Annotated in this window: 10 protein-coding genes, 1 tRNA gene and 1 pseudogene; 6 read left to right on the forward strand and 6 right to left on the reverse strand. The window is 69.8% G+C overall.

Annotated features, from left to right (window positions below; genetic code table 11):
- The first annotated feature begins 2 nt into the window (after positions 1-2).
- The 3 genes from AC068Z_RS30155 to AC068Z_RS30165 are packed head-to-tail and all read left to right on the forward strand — an operon-like array spanning position 3 to position 3,459.
- Positions 3-1,832, forward strand: a complete 1,830-nt coding sequence (locus AC068Z_RS30155; protein ID WP_478562483.1) for a branched-chain amino acid ABC transporter permease — start codon at positions 3-5, stop codon at positions 1,830-1,832.
- Positions 1,833-1,837: 5 nt separating this feature from the next.
- Complete coding sequence (locus AC068Z_RS30160; RefSeq protein WP_478562486.1) at positions 1,838-2,746, forward strand: ABC transporter ATP-binding protein; 909 nt, start codon at positions 1,838-1,840, stop codon at positions 2,744-2,746.
- Positions 2,743-3,459 (forward strand): ABC transporter ATP-binding protein, encoded by a 717-nt coding sequence (locus AC068Z_RS30165; protein ID WP_478562489.1) that lies wholly within the window; start codon positions 2,743-2,745, stop codon positions 3,457-3,459. The genes AC068Z_RS30160 and AC068Z_RS30165 overlap by 4 nt, the downstream gene beginning before the upstream one ends.
- Positions 3,460-3,525: 66 nt before the next feature.
- Here AC068Z_RS30165 and AC068Z_RS30170 read toward each other — a convergent pair whose 3' ends face one another.
- Positions 3,526-4,182: an ANTAR domain-containing response regulator gene (locus AC068Z_RS30170; protein ID WP_451724677.1), complete on the reverse strand. Its 657-nt coding sequence runs from the start codon at positions 4,180-4,182 to the stop codon at positions 3,526-3,528.
- A 100-nt stretch (positions 4,183-4,282) separates the two neighbouring features.
- On the opposite strand from AC068Z_RS30170, the gene AC068Z_RS30175 reads away from it, so the two are divergent.
- Both AC068Z_RS30175 and AC068Z_RS30180 read left to right on the forward strand, forming a co-directional pair.
- Positions 4,283-4,357 (forward strand) — tRNA-Leu (locus tag AC068Z_RS30175).
- A 115-nt stretch (positions 4,358-4,472) separates the two neighbouring features.
- Positions 4,473-4,953, forward strand: a pseudogene (locus tag AC068Z_RS30180) (hypothetical protein).
- On the opposite strand, the gene pyk reads toward AC068Z_RS30180, so the two are convergent.
- Both pyk and AC068Z_RS30190 read right to left on the reverse strand, forming a co-directional pair.
- A complete protein-coding gene (gene pyk, locus AC068Z_RS30185; RefSeq protein WP_478562492.1) occupies positions 4,954-6,390 on the reverse strand; it encodes a pyruvate kinase in 1,437 nt (478 codons plus the stop codon).
- A gap of 160 nt (positions 6,391-6,550) precedes the next feature.
- Entirely contained in the window at positions 6,551-7,255 is a 705-nt protein-coding gene (locus AC068Z_RS30190) for an SIMPL domain-containing protein (protein WP_478562495.1), read from the reverse strand.
- Positions 7,256-7,436: 181 nt separating this feature from the next.
- On the opposite strand from AC068Z_RS30190, the gene AC068Z_RS30195 reads away from it, so the two are divergent.
- Entirely contained in the window at positions 7,437-9,242 is a 1,806-nt protein-coding gene (locus tag AC068Z_RS30195) for a bifunctional metallophosphatase/5'-nucleotidase (protein ID WP_478562498.1), read from the forward strand.
- A gap of 33 nt (positions 9,243-9,275) precedes the next feature.
- Here AC068Z_RS30195 and AC068Z_RS30200 read toward each other — a convergent pair whose 3' ends face one another.
- The 3 genes from AC068Z_RS30200 to pepN form a co-directional block, all read right to left on the reverse strand.
- Positions 9,276-10,685: a lysine N(6)-hydroxylase/L-ornithine N(5)-oxygenase family protein gene (locus AC068Z_RS30200; RefSeq protein WP_478562501.1), complete on the reverse strand. Its 1,410-nt coding sequence runs from the start codon at positions 10,683-10,685 to the stop codon at positions 9,276-9,278.
- Complete coding sequence (locus AC068Z_RS30205; protein ID WP_478562504.1) at positions 10,685-12,190, reverse strand: pyridoxal phosphate-dependent decarboxylase family protein; 1,506 nt, start codon at positions 12,188-12,190, stop codon at positions 10,685-10,687. Before AC068Z_RS30205 ends, AC068Z_RS30200 begins: the two co-directional genes overlap by 1 nt.
- A gap of 68 nt (positions 12,191-12,258) precedes the next feature.
- Positions 12,259-14,742, reverse strand: coding sequence for an aminopeptidase N (gene pepN / locus AC068Z_RS30210; protein ID WP_478562507.1), 2,484 nt, complete (start codon positions 14,740-14,742; stop codon positions 12,259-12,261).
- Between the last annotated feature and the right edge of the window lie 32 nt (positions 14,743-14,774).

Here is a 14,774-nt window from a genome sequence, read left to right on the forward strand (position 1 = left end):
CGATGACCACACAGACCACCGCACCCGAGAACGCCGGCACCCCCTCCACCGGCACCCCCACCGGCCTGGTCGGCATTCCGGCGCACATCGGACGCGCCCTCGCCACCGGCGGCGGCCTCCTCACCATCCTCTCCACCTTCCTCGCCTGGACGTGGACCGAGGAGTTCCCCGGCAAGCTCACCATCTACGGCTACCCCGGCGGCCTCCAGGTCCTCGTCCTCATCGGCGGCGCCCTGACCACCCTCTTCGGCCTCGCCTCCTACGGCGTCAAGGGCCTGGGCTGGCTCACCCCCGCCGGTGCCGACAGCGCCATCAAGCTCTCTTCCCTCGGCGCCTTCGCCACCGCCTGGTACACCGTCATCGCCATCAGCGCCAAGCTCGGCGGCGTCGTCAACCTCGAACCCGGCGGCTACGTGGCGGCCCTGGCCACCCTCACCGCTCTCCTCGGCGCCTTCGCCCTCCCCTTCGAGCGGCCCGCGCCCGACCCCATCGACCCGGACGACACCGCCTGGGAGCACTTCCGGCACAAGTGCCGGCACAGCCTGACCGTCCTGCGGGCCGCCGTCGCCACCGGGCCCGTCAAGGCCCCGGCCCGGACCCTGCCCGCCTACGGCGAGATCCTCGTCATCGTCGCGGCCCTCGCCCTCGGCCTCACCGTCTTCACCTACGGCATCGGCACCGAGTACGACGAACTCTTCATCGGCTTCCTCATCACCGCGGGCTTCGGCTTCGGCGCCCTCGCCAAGGCCGGACTGGTCAACCGCATCTCGGCCATCACCGCCAAGCACCGCACCGTGACGATGATCGGCGCGTTCGTCGCCGCCGCCGCCTTCCCCTTCACCCAGTCCGACGACCAGTACGCCACCATCGGCGTCTACATCCTCATCTTCGCCACCGTCGCCCTGGGCCTGAACATCGTCGTCGGACTCGCCGGCCTCCTCGACCTCGGATACGTCGCCTTCCTCGGCGTAGGCGCGTACACCGCGGCCATGGTCTCCGGCTCCCCCTCGTCGCCGTTCGACCTCCACCTGCCGTTCTGGCTGTCCGCACTCCTCGGCGCCGCCGTCGCCATGGTCTTCGGCGTCATCATCGGCGCCCCCACCCTGCGGCTGCGCGGCGACTACCTCGCCATCGTCACCCTCGGCTTCGGAGAGATCTTCCGCATCACCGTCCTCAACATGGACGGCACCTCCGGACCCGACGTCACCAACGGCTCCAACGGCATCTCGTCCGTACCGAACCTCGAAATCCTGGGCTTCGACTTCGGACAGCCGCACGACATGCTCGGTGTCACCATCGGCCGGTTCTCCAACTACTTCCTGCTGATGCTGCTGATCACCCTCGTCGTCGTGGTCGTCTTCCGACGCAGCAGCGACTCCCGCATCGGCCGCGCCTGGGTCGCCATCCGCGAGGACGAGACCGCCGCCGAGGCCATGGGCATCAACGGCTTCCGCGTCAAGCTCATCGCCTTCGCCCTCGGCGCCGCCCTCGCCGGCCTCGCCGGCACCGTACAGGCGCACGTCACCTACACCGTGACCCCCGAGCAGTACCAGTTCGCCCACGTGGTCCCGCCCAACTCGGCGTTCCTCCTGGCGGCCGTGGTCCTCGGCGGCATGGGCACCATCAGCGGCCCGCTCGTCGGCGCCGCCCTGCTCTACCTCATCCCCGCCAAGCTCCAGTTCCTCGGCGACTACCAGCTCTTCGCCTTCGGCGTCGCGCTCGTGCTGCTGATGCGCTTCCGGCCGGAAGGCCTCATCCCCAACCGGCGTCGCCAGCTCGAATTCCACGAAGAGGCGGAACCGCCCACAGTCCTCAGCAAGGCAGGGGCCTGACCACCATGACTACCGACACCACCACGCAGAACACCGCGAAGGCGGACGCCCCCGGCACCCCCGTCCTCGACGCACGCGGCGTCACCATGCGCTTCGGCGGCCTCACCGCCGTGCGCAACGTCGACCTCACCGTCAACAGCGGCGAGATCGTCGGACTCATCGGCCCCAACGGCGCCGGCAAGACGACCTTCTTCAACTGCCTGACCGGCCTCTACATCCCCACCGAGGGAGAAGTCCGCCACCAGGGCACCGTCCTGCCGCCCAAGTCCTTCAAGGTCACCGCCGCCGGCATCGCCCGCACCTTCCAGAACATCCGGCTCTTCGCCAACATGACGGTGCTGGAGAACGTCCTCGTCGGCCGCCACACCCGCACCAAGGAAGGCCTCTGGTCCGCCCTCCTGCGCGGCCCCGGCTTCCACAAGGCCGAGGCCGCCTCCCGCGAACGCGCCATGGAACTCCTGGAGTTCGTCGGCCTCGCGGCCAAGTCCGAGCACCTCGCCCGCAACCTCCCCTACGGCGAGCAGCGCAAGCTGGAAATCGCCCGGGCGCTGGCCAGCGAGCCCAGCCTGCTCCTGCTCGACGAGCCCACCGCCGGCATGAACCCGCAGGAGACCCGGGCCACCGAGGAACTCGTCTTCGCCATCCGGGACAAGGGCATCGCCGTCCTCGTCATCGAGCACGACATGCGGTTCATCTTCAACCTCTGCGACCGCGTCGCCGTCCTCGTCCAGGGCGAGAAGCTCGTCGAAGGCGACAGCGCCACCGTCCAGGGCGACGAACGCGTCGTCGCCGCCTACCTCGGCGAACCCTTCGAGAACGCCCCCGGCGCCGACGAGGTCGCCGAAGTCGAGGCGGCAGAGACACAGGCCGACGCCACGACGGACGCCGCGCCCGGCAAGGAGAACGACCGATGACCGCACTGCTCGAAGTCGAAGACCTCCGGGTCGCCTACGGCAAGATCGAGGCCGTCAAGGGCATCTCCTTCACCGTCGAAGCCGGTCAGGTCGTCACCCTCATCGGCACCAACGGCGCCGGAAAGACGACCACCCTGCGCACCCTCTCCGGCCTCCTCAAGCCGGTCGGCGGCCAGATCAGGTTCAACGGCAAGTCGCTGAAGAAGTACCCCGCCCACGAGATCGTCTCGCTGGGACTCGCCCACTCCCCCGAGGGGCGGCACATCTTCCCGCGCATGACGATCGAGGACAACCTGCGCCTCGGCGCCTTCCTGCGCAACGACAAGCCGGGCATCGAGAAGGACATCCAGCGCGCCTACGACCTCTTCCCCATCCTCGGAGAGCGCCGCAAGCAGGCCGCGGGCACCCTCTCCGGCGGTGAGCAGCAGATGCTGGCGATGGGCCGCGCCCTGATGTCCCAGCCGAAGCTGCTGATGCTCGACGAACCCTCGATGGGTCTGTCGCCGATCATGATGCAGAAGATCATGGCGACCATCGCCGAGCTGAAGTCGCAGGGCACCACCATCCTGCTGGTCGAGCAGAACGCCCAGGCGGCGCTCTCGCTCGCCGACCAGGGCCATGTGATGGAGATCGGCAACATCGTCCTGTCCGGCACCGGCCAGGACCTGCTCCACGACGAGTCGGTCCGCAAGGCCTACCTCGGCGAGGACTGATCCCCTACGACGAAGGCCCGCGTCCCTGGCCGGGGACGCGGGCCTTCGTCGTACACATCGCTGGAGCTAGGCCTTCCCGGCCTTCTTCTCCTCGGCGTCCTGGATGACGGCCTCGGCGACCTGCTGCATCGACATCCGCCGGTCCATCGAGGTCTTCTGGATCCACCGGAAGGCGGCCGGCTCGGTCAGCCCGTACTCGGTCTGCAGAACGGACTTCGCCCGGTCGACGAGCTTGCGCGTCTCGAGCCGCAGGGTGAGGTCGGCGACCTCCTTCTCCAGCTCCTTCAGCTCGGTGAACCGCGAGACGGCCATCTCGATGGCGGGCACGACGTCACTCTTGCTGAACGGCTTGACCAGGTACGCCATCGCACCGGCGTCCCGGGCCCGCTCCACCAGATCCCGCTGCGAGAAGGCGGTGAGCATGAGCACCGGGGCGATGCTCTCCTCGGCGATCTTCTCGGCGGCGGAGATGCCGTCGAGCTTGGGCATCTTCACATCGAGGATGACGAGGTCCGGCTTGTGCTCCCGGGCCAGCTCGATGGCCTGCTCACCGTCACCGGCCTCCCCGACGACGGAATACCCCTCTTCTTCGAGCATCTCTTTGAGGTCGAGCCGAATCAACGCCTCGTCCTCGGCAATGACGACACGGGTCGTCAGCGGAGGCACGTGCGACTTGTCGTCGTCGGGCGCGTCTACGGGCTGGGGCGACTCGGGGGCGGTCACGAAGGCTCCTCGTTCAGGGGCAGGGGTGCTGCTCCCAAGAGCCTACCTAGCTACGGTATGGTGGGTGCGCGAGGGGTTGCACTTTCCCTTCCTTTCCAAGGCCCCAGTACTCCAACCGGTTAGAGAGGCCGCTCTCAAACAGCGGACAGTGTGGGTTCGAATCCCACCTGGGGCACTTTTCCTTGGATTCCAAGGTTCCCACAGGAAAGCGGATGTCCACATTCTGGTGAACATCCGCTTTTTGCTGAGTATCGTCGCGATCACTCACAGAGAGTGTCCGCGAGAAACACGTGGACCGGGCGAAGCGGGGCGAGGGCCCCGGACGGCACAGTCCGCCATGCCCTCGTTGTGATGGGCGCGATCTCGACGCGGCCGCCTACAGCTACCTGTTGGGCCTCTGCCTCAGTGACGGCCACTCATGGACGACTGCGAGAAGGCCGTGCGCGCAGTGTTTCCCGGCAATTCCGTCTGCCGCGTCCGCAAGGTCGGTTGCCGCAACGTGAAGGTCTACTCGAAGCACCTGCATTGCCTGTTCCCTCAACACGGCCCGGGAAAGAAGCACGAGCGCGCCATCATCCTCGAACCCTGACAGCGGGCCATCGTCGACTCACCAACGTCTCCGACGACCTCCGCCGCCTCTGCACCGACACCCTCGACGGGCTCGGTGTCGAGTGGACGCACTGCACTCGCAACGGCAACCCGTACAACATCTCCGTCGCCAGGAAGGCCTCCGTCGCGCTTCTCGACCTCCATGTCGGGCCCAAGCACTGACTACTTCGGGCTGTCGTCCTCGCCGATGTGGTGGACGCGGACCAGGTTCGTGGAGCCGGAGACGCCGGGGGGTGAGCCGGCTGTGATGACTACCGTGTCGCCCTTTTGGCAGCGGCCGTATTTCAGGAGGAGTTCGTCCACCTGGTCGACCATCGCGTCGGTGGAGTCCACGTGCGGGCCCAGGAATGTCTCCACGCCCCATGTCAGGTTCAGCTGGGAGCGGGTCGCCGGTTCCGGGGTGAAGGCCAGGAGGGGGATCGGGGAGCGGTAGCGAGACAGGCGGCGGGCGGTGTCTCCGGACTGGGTGAAGGCGACCAGGTACTTCGCGCCCAGGAAGTCGCCCATCTCGGCCGCCGCCCTCGCCACGGCTCCGCCCTGCGTCCTCGGCTTGTTGCGGTCCGTCAGTGGGGGCAGGCCCTTCGCCAGGAGGTCCTCCTCCGCCGCCGCCACGATCTTCGCCATCGTCCGTACCGTCTCGATGGCGTACTTGCCCACGCTCGTCTCGCCGGACAGCATCACCGCGTCGGTGCCGTCGATGACCGCGTTGGCCACGTCGGAGGCCTCCGCGCGGGTCGGCCGGGCGTTGTCGATCATCGAGTCCAGCATCTGGGTCGCCACGATGACCGGCTTGGCGTTGCGCTTGGCCAGTTTGATCGCGCGCTTCTGGACGATCGGGACCTGCTCCAGGGGCATTTCCACACCCAGGTCGCCCCGGGCCACCATGATGCCGTCGAAGGCCGCGACGATGTCGTCGATCGCCTCCACCGCCTGCGGCTTCTCCACCTTGGCGATGACCGGGAGGCGGCGGCCCTCCTCGTCCATGATGCGGTGGACGTCCTCGATGTCGCGGCCGCTGCGCACGAACGAGAGCGCGATGACGTCGAAGCCCGTGCGCAGGGCCCAGCGGAGGTCCGCCTCGTCCTTCTCCGACAGCGCGGGGACCGAGACCGCGACGCCGGGGAGGTTCAGGCCCTTGCTGTCGGAGACCATGCCGCCCTCGACGACCGTCGTGCGGACGCGGGGGCCGTCGACCTGGGTCACCTCCAGGCAGACCTTGCCGTCGTCGACGAGGATGCGCTCGCCCGGGGTGACGTCACCGGCGAGGCCGGAGTAGGTGGTGCCGCACTGGTCCCTGTTGCCTTCGGCGCCGTCCTCCACGGTGATGGTGAAGGAGTCGCCGCGTTCAAGGAGTACCGGTCCTTCGGCGAAGCGGCCGAGGCGGATCTTCGGGCCTTGAAGGTCGGCGAGCAGTCCGACGCTGCGGCCGGTCTCGTCGGAGGCCTTGCGTACGCGCTGATAGCGCTCCTCGTGTTCGGCGTGTTCGCCGTGGCTGAGGTTGAATCGGGCCACGTCCATTCCGGCCTCGACCAGTTCCTTGATCTGGTCGTACGAGTCGGTGGCGGGGCCCAGGGTGCAGACGATTTTCGCTCGGCGCATGTTTCGAGCCTATGGCTTACCGGCGGGTAGTGAATTGGCCCCGCATGACCAACCAACAACCTTTGCGTGAAGGGCTATTGACAAGTGTTGAATTGTGCGGGCAGCCGCTCTGATGAGCGAATTCGGTTGCCTCAGCGCTGCCCCTCTTCTGGGAAATGAACTACAGCCTCGGGGGCCGCATGGTGAATCGCGCGATGACCTCCGCGTAGACGTGCTGACGCTGGGGTTCGAGGTCGAGCGCGGCCACGGTGTCCTCGGCGGCCTCCGCGTAGGCCATGGAACGCATCCGCGCCCCCGCGGCCATCGGGCGCGGTCCGCCGTCCTCGGCTCCGATGTCGGCGAGTTCCACGAGTGCCGCGAGCGTGGTGTCCAGCGCCTCGGCGTACTCGCGGGCCCGCTGGACCGCTTCCCGGACGGCCTGTTCGCGGGCCCGGCGATGGGCGGGTGAGGCGGGGCGCAGGTCCCACCAGGGGCCGTCGACGCGGGTGAGCTCCAAGTCGGCGAGCCGGGTGGTGAGTTCGCCGAGGGCGGTGAAGTCGGTGAGCTCGGCGGTGAGATGGACGGTGCCGTGGTAGGTGCGGACGCGTTCGCCGCGGCCGTGTTTGGTCAGTTCGGGCCGGACGGAGAAGGCGCCGGTCTCCACCCGCTCGACCGCGTCGCCGTAGGACTTGACCAGTTCGAGGGCGCCGGTGTTGCGCCGGGTGAGGTCGTCCAGGGCGGAGCGGCGGTCCTTGCCGCGGGAGGCGACGGTGATGCCGATGCGGCCGATCTCGGGGTCGACTTCGAGGTGGGCCTCGCCGCGTACGGCGATCCGCGGGGCGTCGGGGGTGCCGTAGGGGAGCGAGGGTGCGGGAGGCGTGGTCATACGTCCCACTGTGTCACCGCTTGGGCGGGCGCGGACAGCCAACTCACAGGCCAGGTCACCGGATCGCAACCTCGCGGACCTGTTCCCCGTCGCCATGTTCGGGTCAGAATCTACGCGCGTCGGTCCGCCTCCACGTCCGGGATCTACGCGCGTCATGGACCATCCCGAGGAGAACCGCGACATGCCCCTGAACCGTCGGAAGTTCCTGAAGAAGTCGGCCGTGACCGGAGCGGGGGTCGCGCTGACCGGCGCGGCAGCGGCGCCCGCGGCCGAGGCCGCCGAGGCGAGGAAGGGACCGAAGCCCGCCAAGCGGTACTCCCTGACGGTCATGGGCACGACCGACCTGCACGGCAACATCTTCAACTGGGACTACTTCAAGGACGCGGAGTACACCGACGCCAAGGGCAACGCGAAGGGCCTGGCCCGGATCGCCACCCTGGTCGAGCAGGTCCGCGAGGAGAAGGGCCGCCGCAACACGCTGCTGCTGGACGCCGGTGACACGATCCAGGGCACTCCGCTGACGTACTACTACGCCAAGGTCGAACCGATCACCGCCGAGGGCGGCCCGGTGCACCCGATGGCGCAGGCGATGAACGCCATCGGCTACGACGCGGTGGCGCTCGGCAACCACGAGTTCAACTACGGCATCGAGACGCTGCGGAAGTTCGAGGAGCAGTGCGACTTCCCGCTGCTCGGCGCCAACGCGCTGGACGCGAAGACGATGAAGCCGGCGTTCCCGCCGTACTTCATCAAGAAGTTCCACGTGAAGGGCGCCCCGCCGGTCAAGGTCGCGGTGCTCGGGCTGACCAACCCCGGTATCGCGATCTGGGACAAGGCCTACGTCCAGGGCAAGTTGACCTTCCCCGGCCTGGAGGAGCAGGCGGCGAAGTGGGTGCCGAAGCTGCGGTCGATGGGCGCGGACGTCGTGGTCGTCTCCGCCCACTCCGGCTCTTCGGGCACGTCGTCCTACGGCGACCAGCTGCCGTACATCGAGAACTCTGCGGCGCTGGTCGCTCAGCAGGTGCCGGGCATCGACGCGATCCTGGTGGGCCACGCGCACACCGAGATCGTCGAGCTGAAGGTGACGAACGAGCAGACCGGCAGGACGGTCGTGCTCTCGGAGCCGCTCTGCTACGCGCAGCGCCTGTCGCTGTTCGACATCGAGCTGGTCTTCGCGAAGGGCCGCTGGACGGTGGAGTCGGTCTCGGCGAGCGTGCGCGACTCCAGGACGGTCGCCGACGACCCGGAGATCACCAAGCTGCTCGACGACGAGCACGAGAAGGTCGTGGCGTACGTCAACCAGGTCGTCGGCACGGCGACCGAGACGCTGACGACGGTGGACGCGCGGTACAAGGACGCCCCGATCATCGATCTGATCACCAAGGTCCAGGAGGACGTGGTGAAGGCGGCGCTGGCGAGCACGGAGTACGCCTCCCTGCCCGTCATCGCGCAGGCCTCGCCGTTCTCGCGGACCTCGGAGATCCCGGCGGGCGAGGTGACCATCCGGGACCTGTCGAGCCTGTACGTGTACGACAACACGCTGGTCGCCAAGTTGCTGACGGGCGCGCAGATCAAGGCGTACCTGGAGTACTCGGCGCAGTACTTCGTGCAGACGGCGGCCGGTGCGGCGGTGGACGTGGAGAAGCTGACGAACGCGAGCGGCCGCCCGGACTACAACTACGACTACGTGTCGGGTCTGTCGTACGACATCGACATCGCCCAGGCGGCGGGGTCGCGGATCAGGAATGTGACCTACAACGGCGCCGCGCTGGACGACGCCCAGCAGTTCGTGTTCGCGGTGAACAACTACCGGGCCAACGGCGGCGGCGCCTTCCCGCATGTCGCCTCGGCGCAGGAGCTGTGGTCGGAGTCGACGGAGATCCGCACCCGGATCGCCGAGTGGGTCACCGCGAAGGGCGTGCTGGACCCGAAGGACTTCGCGTCGGTGGACTGGAGGCTCACCCGGGACGGCACGCCGGTGTTCTAGGCCGCCGGTGTTCTGGGCCCGGCCGAGTGAGCCTCAGATCCCGTCCGCCAGGGGTGTCAGCGCGTGTGGCCTGCGCGCGGGCGGGATCTGGGGCCGCGGTGTTTCCAGGCCGAAGGTGGTGAAGGCGGTCCGTGCGGGCAGCGGGTACGTCTGCTTGTCCGTCACCGCGTTGAGGATGGTGGCGCTGCGCCAGGCGGCGAGGCCGAGGTCGGGGGTGCCGACGCCGTGGGTGTGGAGTTCGGCGTTCTGGACGTAGACGTTGCAGCCCGAGCCGGTGACCGAGGGGTCGAGGACGAGGCGGAAGTCCTCGTCCACGCGCGGGCGTTCGCGGCTGTCGCGGCGCAGGTAGGGGTCGAGTCCGGCGAGGATCCGGTCGAGGGGGCGCTCGCGGTAGCCGGTGGCGAGGACGACGGCGTCGGTGGTGAGGCGGGAGCGGGTGTCCTGCTCGATGTGCTCCAGGTGCAGTTCGACCTTGGTGGTCGCGACCCGGCCCGCCGTGCGGACGCGGACGCCGGGGGTGAGGACGGCGTCCGGCCAGCCGCCGTTCAGGGTACGGCGGTAGAGCTCATCGTGGATGGCGGCGAGGGTGTCGCTGTCGATGCCCTTGTGGAGCTGCCACTGCGAGGTGACGAGCCGGTCGCGGACGGGCTCGGTGAGGGCGTGGAAGTAGCGGGTGTAGTCCGGCGTGAAGTGTTCCAGGCCGAGCTTGGAGTACTCCATGGGCGCGAACGCCTCGGTACGGCCGATCCAGTGCAGTCCCTCGCGGCCCGCGGGGCGGGTGCGGAGCAGGTCGAGGAAGATCTCGGCGCCGGACTGTCCGGAGCCGACCACGGTGACGTGCTCGGCGGCGAGCAGGTCCGCGCGGTGGTCGAGGTAGTCGGCGGCGTGGAACACGGGTACGCCGGGGGCCTCGACGAGCGGTTTGAGCGGGTCGGGGACGTACGGCTCGGTGCCGATGCCGAGGACGATGTTCCGGGTGTACGTACGGCCCAGTGCCTCGGCCTCGCCGTCGGTGTCGAGCTGGGTGAAGTCGACCTCGAACACGTCCCGTTCGGGGTTGAAGCGGACGGCGTCGACCTGGTGGCCGAAGTGCAGCGCGGGCAGGTTCTCGGAGACCCAGCGGCAGTAGGCGTCGTACTCGGCGCGCTGGATGTGGAAGCGCTCGGCGAAGTAGAAGGGGAAGAGCCGGTCGCGGCTCTTGAGGTAGTTGAGGAAGGTCCAGGGGCTCGCGGGGTCGACGAGGGTGACCAGGTCGGCGAGGAAGGGGACCTGGATGGTGGCGCCCTCGATGAGCAGGCCCGGGTGCCAGTCGAAGGCGGGGCGCTGTTCGTACAGGACGGTGTCGAGTTCGGCGAGCGGGTGGGCGAGGGCGGCGAGGGAGAGGTTGAACGGGCCGATGCCGATGCCGACCAGGTCGCGGGGGGTGTCGGGGGTGGTGCTCATCAGGGGGTGGTTCCTTCCACGAGGTTGAGGAGGGCCGCCAGGTCGTCGGGGCGGGTGTGGGGGTTGAGGAGGGTGACCTTGAGCCAGAGCCGGCCGTCTAGGCGGGCGCGGCCGAGGACGGCGCGGCCGTCGGTGAGGAGGGTTCGGCGTACGGCGGCGACGGCTTCGTCCGTGGCGGCTGCGGGGCGGAAGAGGACCGTGCTGATGGTGGGGCGGTCGTGCAGCTCGAAGCGGGGGTGCCGGTCGACGAGGTCGGCGAACTCCTGGGCGTGCTCGCAGACTTGGTCGACGAGTCGACCCATGCCCTGGCGGCCGAGGGTCTGGAGGGTGACCGCGGTCTTGAGGATGTCGGGGCGGCGGGTGGTGCGCAGGGAGCGGCCGAGGAGGTCGGGGAGGCCGGCCTCGGTGTCGTCGTCGGCGGCGAGGTAGTCGGCGTGGTGGTGGAGGGGGCGGAGGTCAGTTGCGTCGCGGACCACGAGGAGGCCCGCGGCGACGGGCTGCCAGCCGAGTTTGTGCAGGTCGAGGGTGACGGTGGCGGCGGAGTCCAGGCCGTCGAGCCGGTGCCGGTGGCGGTGGCTGAAGAGGAGGCCGCCGCCGTAGGCCGCGTCGACGTGGAGGCGGGCGTGGTGGCGGGCGCACAGGGCGGCGATCTCGGGGAGGGGGTCGATCAGGCCCGCGTCGGTGGTGCCCGCGGTGGCCGCGACGAGGTGGGGGCCCGGGAGGTGGGTGAGGGCCTCGTCCAGGGCGGCGGGGTCGAGGGTGCCTTTGGGGGCGGGGACGACGACGGGGTCGGGGAGGCCGAGGAGCCAGGCGGCGCGCGAGAGCGAGTGGTGGGCGTTGGCGCCGTGGACGAGACGGGTGCCGGGACTTGCTTCGCGGGCGAGGAGCAGGGCGAGCTGGTTGGATTCGGTGCCGCCGGTGGTGACCAGGGCGTCTGGCGGGGTGCCGCGGGTCGGGGCCGGCGTGGGGGCGGGTGCGCTCGCCGGCGCTTGCCGGGTGCCGCCTGTTTGGCTGCGGGGGCCGTCCGACGGGTACGACTGCCCGCAGCCAGGCGGATCGGACAACGCCGTAGCGGCCCCCGCGGGCGCGGCATAGGCCAGCGAAGCAAGGGCTTGCGTCACCAGCCGCTCCAGCTCCGACGCCGCCGGGGCCTGGTCCCAGGAGTCCAGGGACGGGTTGAGGGCGCTTGCCGCCAGGTCCGCCGCTGCCGCTACCGCCAGTGGCGGGCCGTGGAGGTGGGCCGCGCAGAGGGGGTTCGCCGGGTCCGCTGAGCCTTCCGCCAGGGTCCGTACCAGGCGGCGCAGGGCGTCCGGGTCGCCCTCGTCGGGCAGTACGTCCCCCAGCGCGGCCCGCACCTGCGCGGCCACCTCGGAGGGGCCCCCGGCCGGCAGGGGCCCTCCGCGCGCCCGTGTCCCCTCCCCCAGCGCCTGAAGGACGGTGTCGAGCAAGGGGCCCAGGGCGTGGGGGCCTTCGGGACCCGAGGCGAGCGGCGGCGTCATGCTCATGAGAACAGCTTGGAGGCCGACCCACGGTCATGTCCGAAAAGCCCGGGATTCGGAACCCGAAAGAGGGATCAGGCCCGCCTCACCCGCAACGCCCTCGCCAGGTCGTCCAGTTGGTCCACCAGCTTGCGGCGCAGGGCCGGGATCGGGTCCCCGTCGCGCAGACAGGCCTCGCCCAGGCTGAGGGTCTCGCCGTCCACCGCGTACACGGGGAACGCCCAGCGGCCGATCACGTCCGCGATGGCGGGGCCCCTGCGGGCCGCCACGGCTACCGCGTCGGTGTAGAAGCGCGGCACGTACTGCCGTGAGAGATCGGCCTGTTCGGGCTGCCAGAAGCCCTGGGCCGTGGCGGTGAAGAGGTAGTTCGACAGGTCGTCCGTGGTGAACATGGCCTCCCACGCGCGGGCCTTCGCCTCCGCGTCCGGCAGGGCCGCGCGGCAGCGGGCGGCGCCCTCCTGGCCGGTGGCGCTCGGGTCGCGTTCCAGCTCGGCGGCGATGGCGGTCTCGTCGGTCTCGCCGAGGACCGCGAGCCGGGACAGGATGCGCCAGCGCAGCTCGGGGTCGAGCTCGGGCCCGCCGGGCACGGTGCCCTCGGCCAGCCAGGCCGTGAGGGACTCGGCGTGCGCGGCGACGTCGATGAAGTGGCGTACGGCGATGAGCCGCAGGCCGGGGTGGTCGCCGTCCTCGGTGCGGCGGATGAGGTCGCGGCAGAGGTCGGAGAGGGTGGCCAGCGCGGCCGGGCGCTCCTCGGGCGCGAGGTAGCGGTCGGCGACCTGTGCGGAGGCGAAGGCGAGGACGCCCTGGACGAGGGCGAGGTCCGTCTCGTGCGGCAGGTGGGTGCGGGCGGTCTCCAGGTAGGCGCCGGCGGGCAGTTCACCGTCCCGGACGGCGTCCCTGAGCGCGTTCCACACCACCGCGCGGCTGAGTGGCTCGGGCAGCCGGGACAGGGCCGTGACGACGCCCTCGAAGGACTCGGGGTCGAAGCGGACCTTGGCGTAGGAGAGATCGCCGTCGTTGAGCAGGAGCAGCGCGGGACGCTTGCCGATGGGCTGCGGCTCGGTCTGCGGGACGTCGAGGCCGATCCGCTCGCGCAGGACGAGGCGGCGGCCCTCGTCGGCGACGTCCAGGTCGTAGAGGCCGACGGCGATGCGGTGCGGGCGGCTGCCGGTGCGCTCGACGTCCAGGGTGTAGGTGCCGTCCTCGCCGGGCGTCACGCGCGGGGTGAGGGTGTCGACGCCGGTGGTGCGCAGCCAGGCGTCGGCCCAGGCGTGGACGTCCCGGTCGGTGTGGGCGGCGAGGGAGTCGATGAAGTCGGCGAGGGTGGCGTTGGCGAACTTGTGCCGCTCGAAGTGGGTGTTGATGCCGGCGAGGAAGTCCTTCTCGCCGAGCCAGGCGACGAGCTGGCGCAGCGCGGAGGCGCCCTTGGCGTAGGAGATGCCGTCGAAGTTGAGCAGCGCGGAGGCGGTGTCGTCGACGGCCTCGGGGGCGACGGGGTGGGTGGAGGGGCGCTGGTCGGCGTCGTAGCCCCAGCCCTTGCGGACGACTCCGAAGTCGGTCCAGGTGTCGGTGAAGCGGGTGGCCTCGGTGAGGGTCTGGTAGCCCATGTACTCGGCGAAGGACTCGTTCAGCCAGATGTCGTCCCACCAGCGCAGGGTGACGAGGTCGCCGAACCACATGTGGGCCATCTCGTGGGCGATGACCATGGCGCGGGTCTGGCGCTCGGTGTCGGTGACGGCGGAGCGGTAGACGAACTCGTCGCGGAAGGTGACCAGGCCCGGGTTCTCCATGGCTCCGGCGTTGAACTCGGGGACGAACGCCTGGTCGTAGGAGTCGAAGGGGTAGGGCTCGTCGAACTTCTCGTGGTAGCGGTCGTAGCACTGCTTGGTGATCTCGAACAGCTCGTCCGTGTCCGCGTCCAGGTAGGGGGCGAGGGAGCGGCGGCAGTGCAGGCCGAAGGGCAGTCCGCGGTGTTCGGTGGTGACCGAGTGCCAGGGGCCCGCGGCGACGGCGACGAGGTAGGTGGAGATCAGCGGGGTGGGCGCGCCCTTCCAGACGCCGTCGGTGTGCTCGGTGACGCCGTTGGCGAGGACGGTCCAGCCCTCGGGGGCCTTGACGGACAGCTCGAAGACGGACTTGAGATCGGGCTGGTCGAAGGCGGCGAAGACGCGCTGGACGTCGTCCATGAACAGCTGGGTGTAGACGTAGGTCTCGCCGTCGCTGGGGTCGGTGAAGCGGTGCATGCCCTCGCCGGTGCGGGAGTAGCGCATGGCGGCCTCGACGCGCAGTTCGTGCTCGCCGGCGGTGAGGTTCTTCAGGGGCAGCCGGTTGCCGTCCAGGGTCTCCGGGTCGAGGGGCTGTCCGTCGAGCGTGACCGAGCGCAGTTCCGCGGGCTTGACCTCGACGAAGGTGTCCGCGTCGGCGCGCGTGGCGAACCGGACGACGGTCAGGGAGTCGAAGGTCTCGTCCCCGGTGGTCAGATCGAGTTCGATCGTGTAGCTGCGGACGTCGAGGAGCTGGGCACGGGCCTGCGCTTCGTTGCGCGTCAGTACGGACATGAACGACATGCTGCCTGATGGCACTGACAAGT

Source organism: Streptomyces sp. NPDC043726 (assembly GCF_056436565.1).

Coding starts and splice junctions, on each gene's coding strand:
- AC068Z_RS30155 (WP_478562483.1), top strand. CDS start 3: ATGACCACACAGACCACCGCACCCGAGAACGCCGGCACCCCCTCCACC.
- AC068Z_RS30160 (WP_478562486.1), top strand. CDS start 1,838: ATGACTACCGACACCACCACGCAGAACACCGCGAAGGCGGACGCCCCC.
- AC068Z_RS30165 (WP_478562489.1), top strand. CDS start 2,743: ATGACCGCACTGCTCGAAGTCGAAGACCTCCGGGTCGCCTACGGCAAG.
- pyk (WP_478562492.1), bottom strand. CDS start 6,390: ATGCGCCGAGCGAAAATCGTCTGCACCCTGGGCCCCGCCACCGACTCG.
- AC068Z_RS30190 (WP_478562495.1), bottom strand. CDS start 7,255: ATGACCACGCCTCCCGCACCCTCGCTCCCCTACGGCACCCCCGACGCC.
- AC068Z_RS30195 (WP_478562498.1), top strand. CDS start 7,437: ATGCCCCTGAACCGTCGGAAGTTCCTGAAGAAGTCGGCCGTGACCGGA.
- AC068Z_RS30200 (WP_478562501.1), bottom strand. CDS start 10,685: ATGAGCACCACCCCCGACACCCCCCGCGACCTGGTCGGCATCGGCATC.
- AC068Z_RS30205 (WP_478562504.1), bottom strand. CDS start 12,190: ATGAGCATGACGCCGCCGCTCGCCTCGGGTCCCGAAGGCCCCCACGCC.
- pepN (WP_478562507.1), bottom strand. CDS start 14,742: ATGTCCGTACTGACGCGCAACGAAGCGCAGGCCCGTGCCCAGCTCCTC.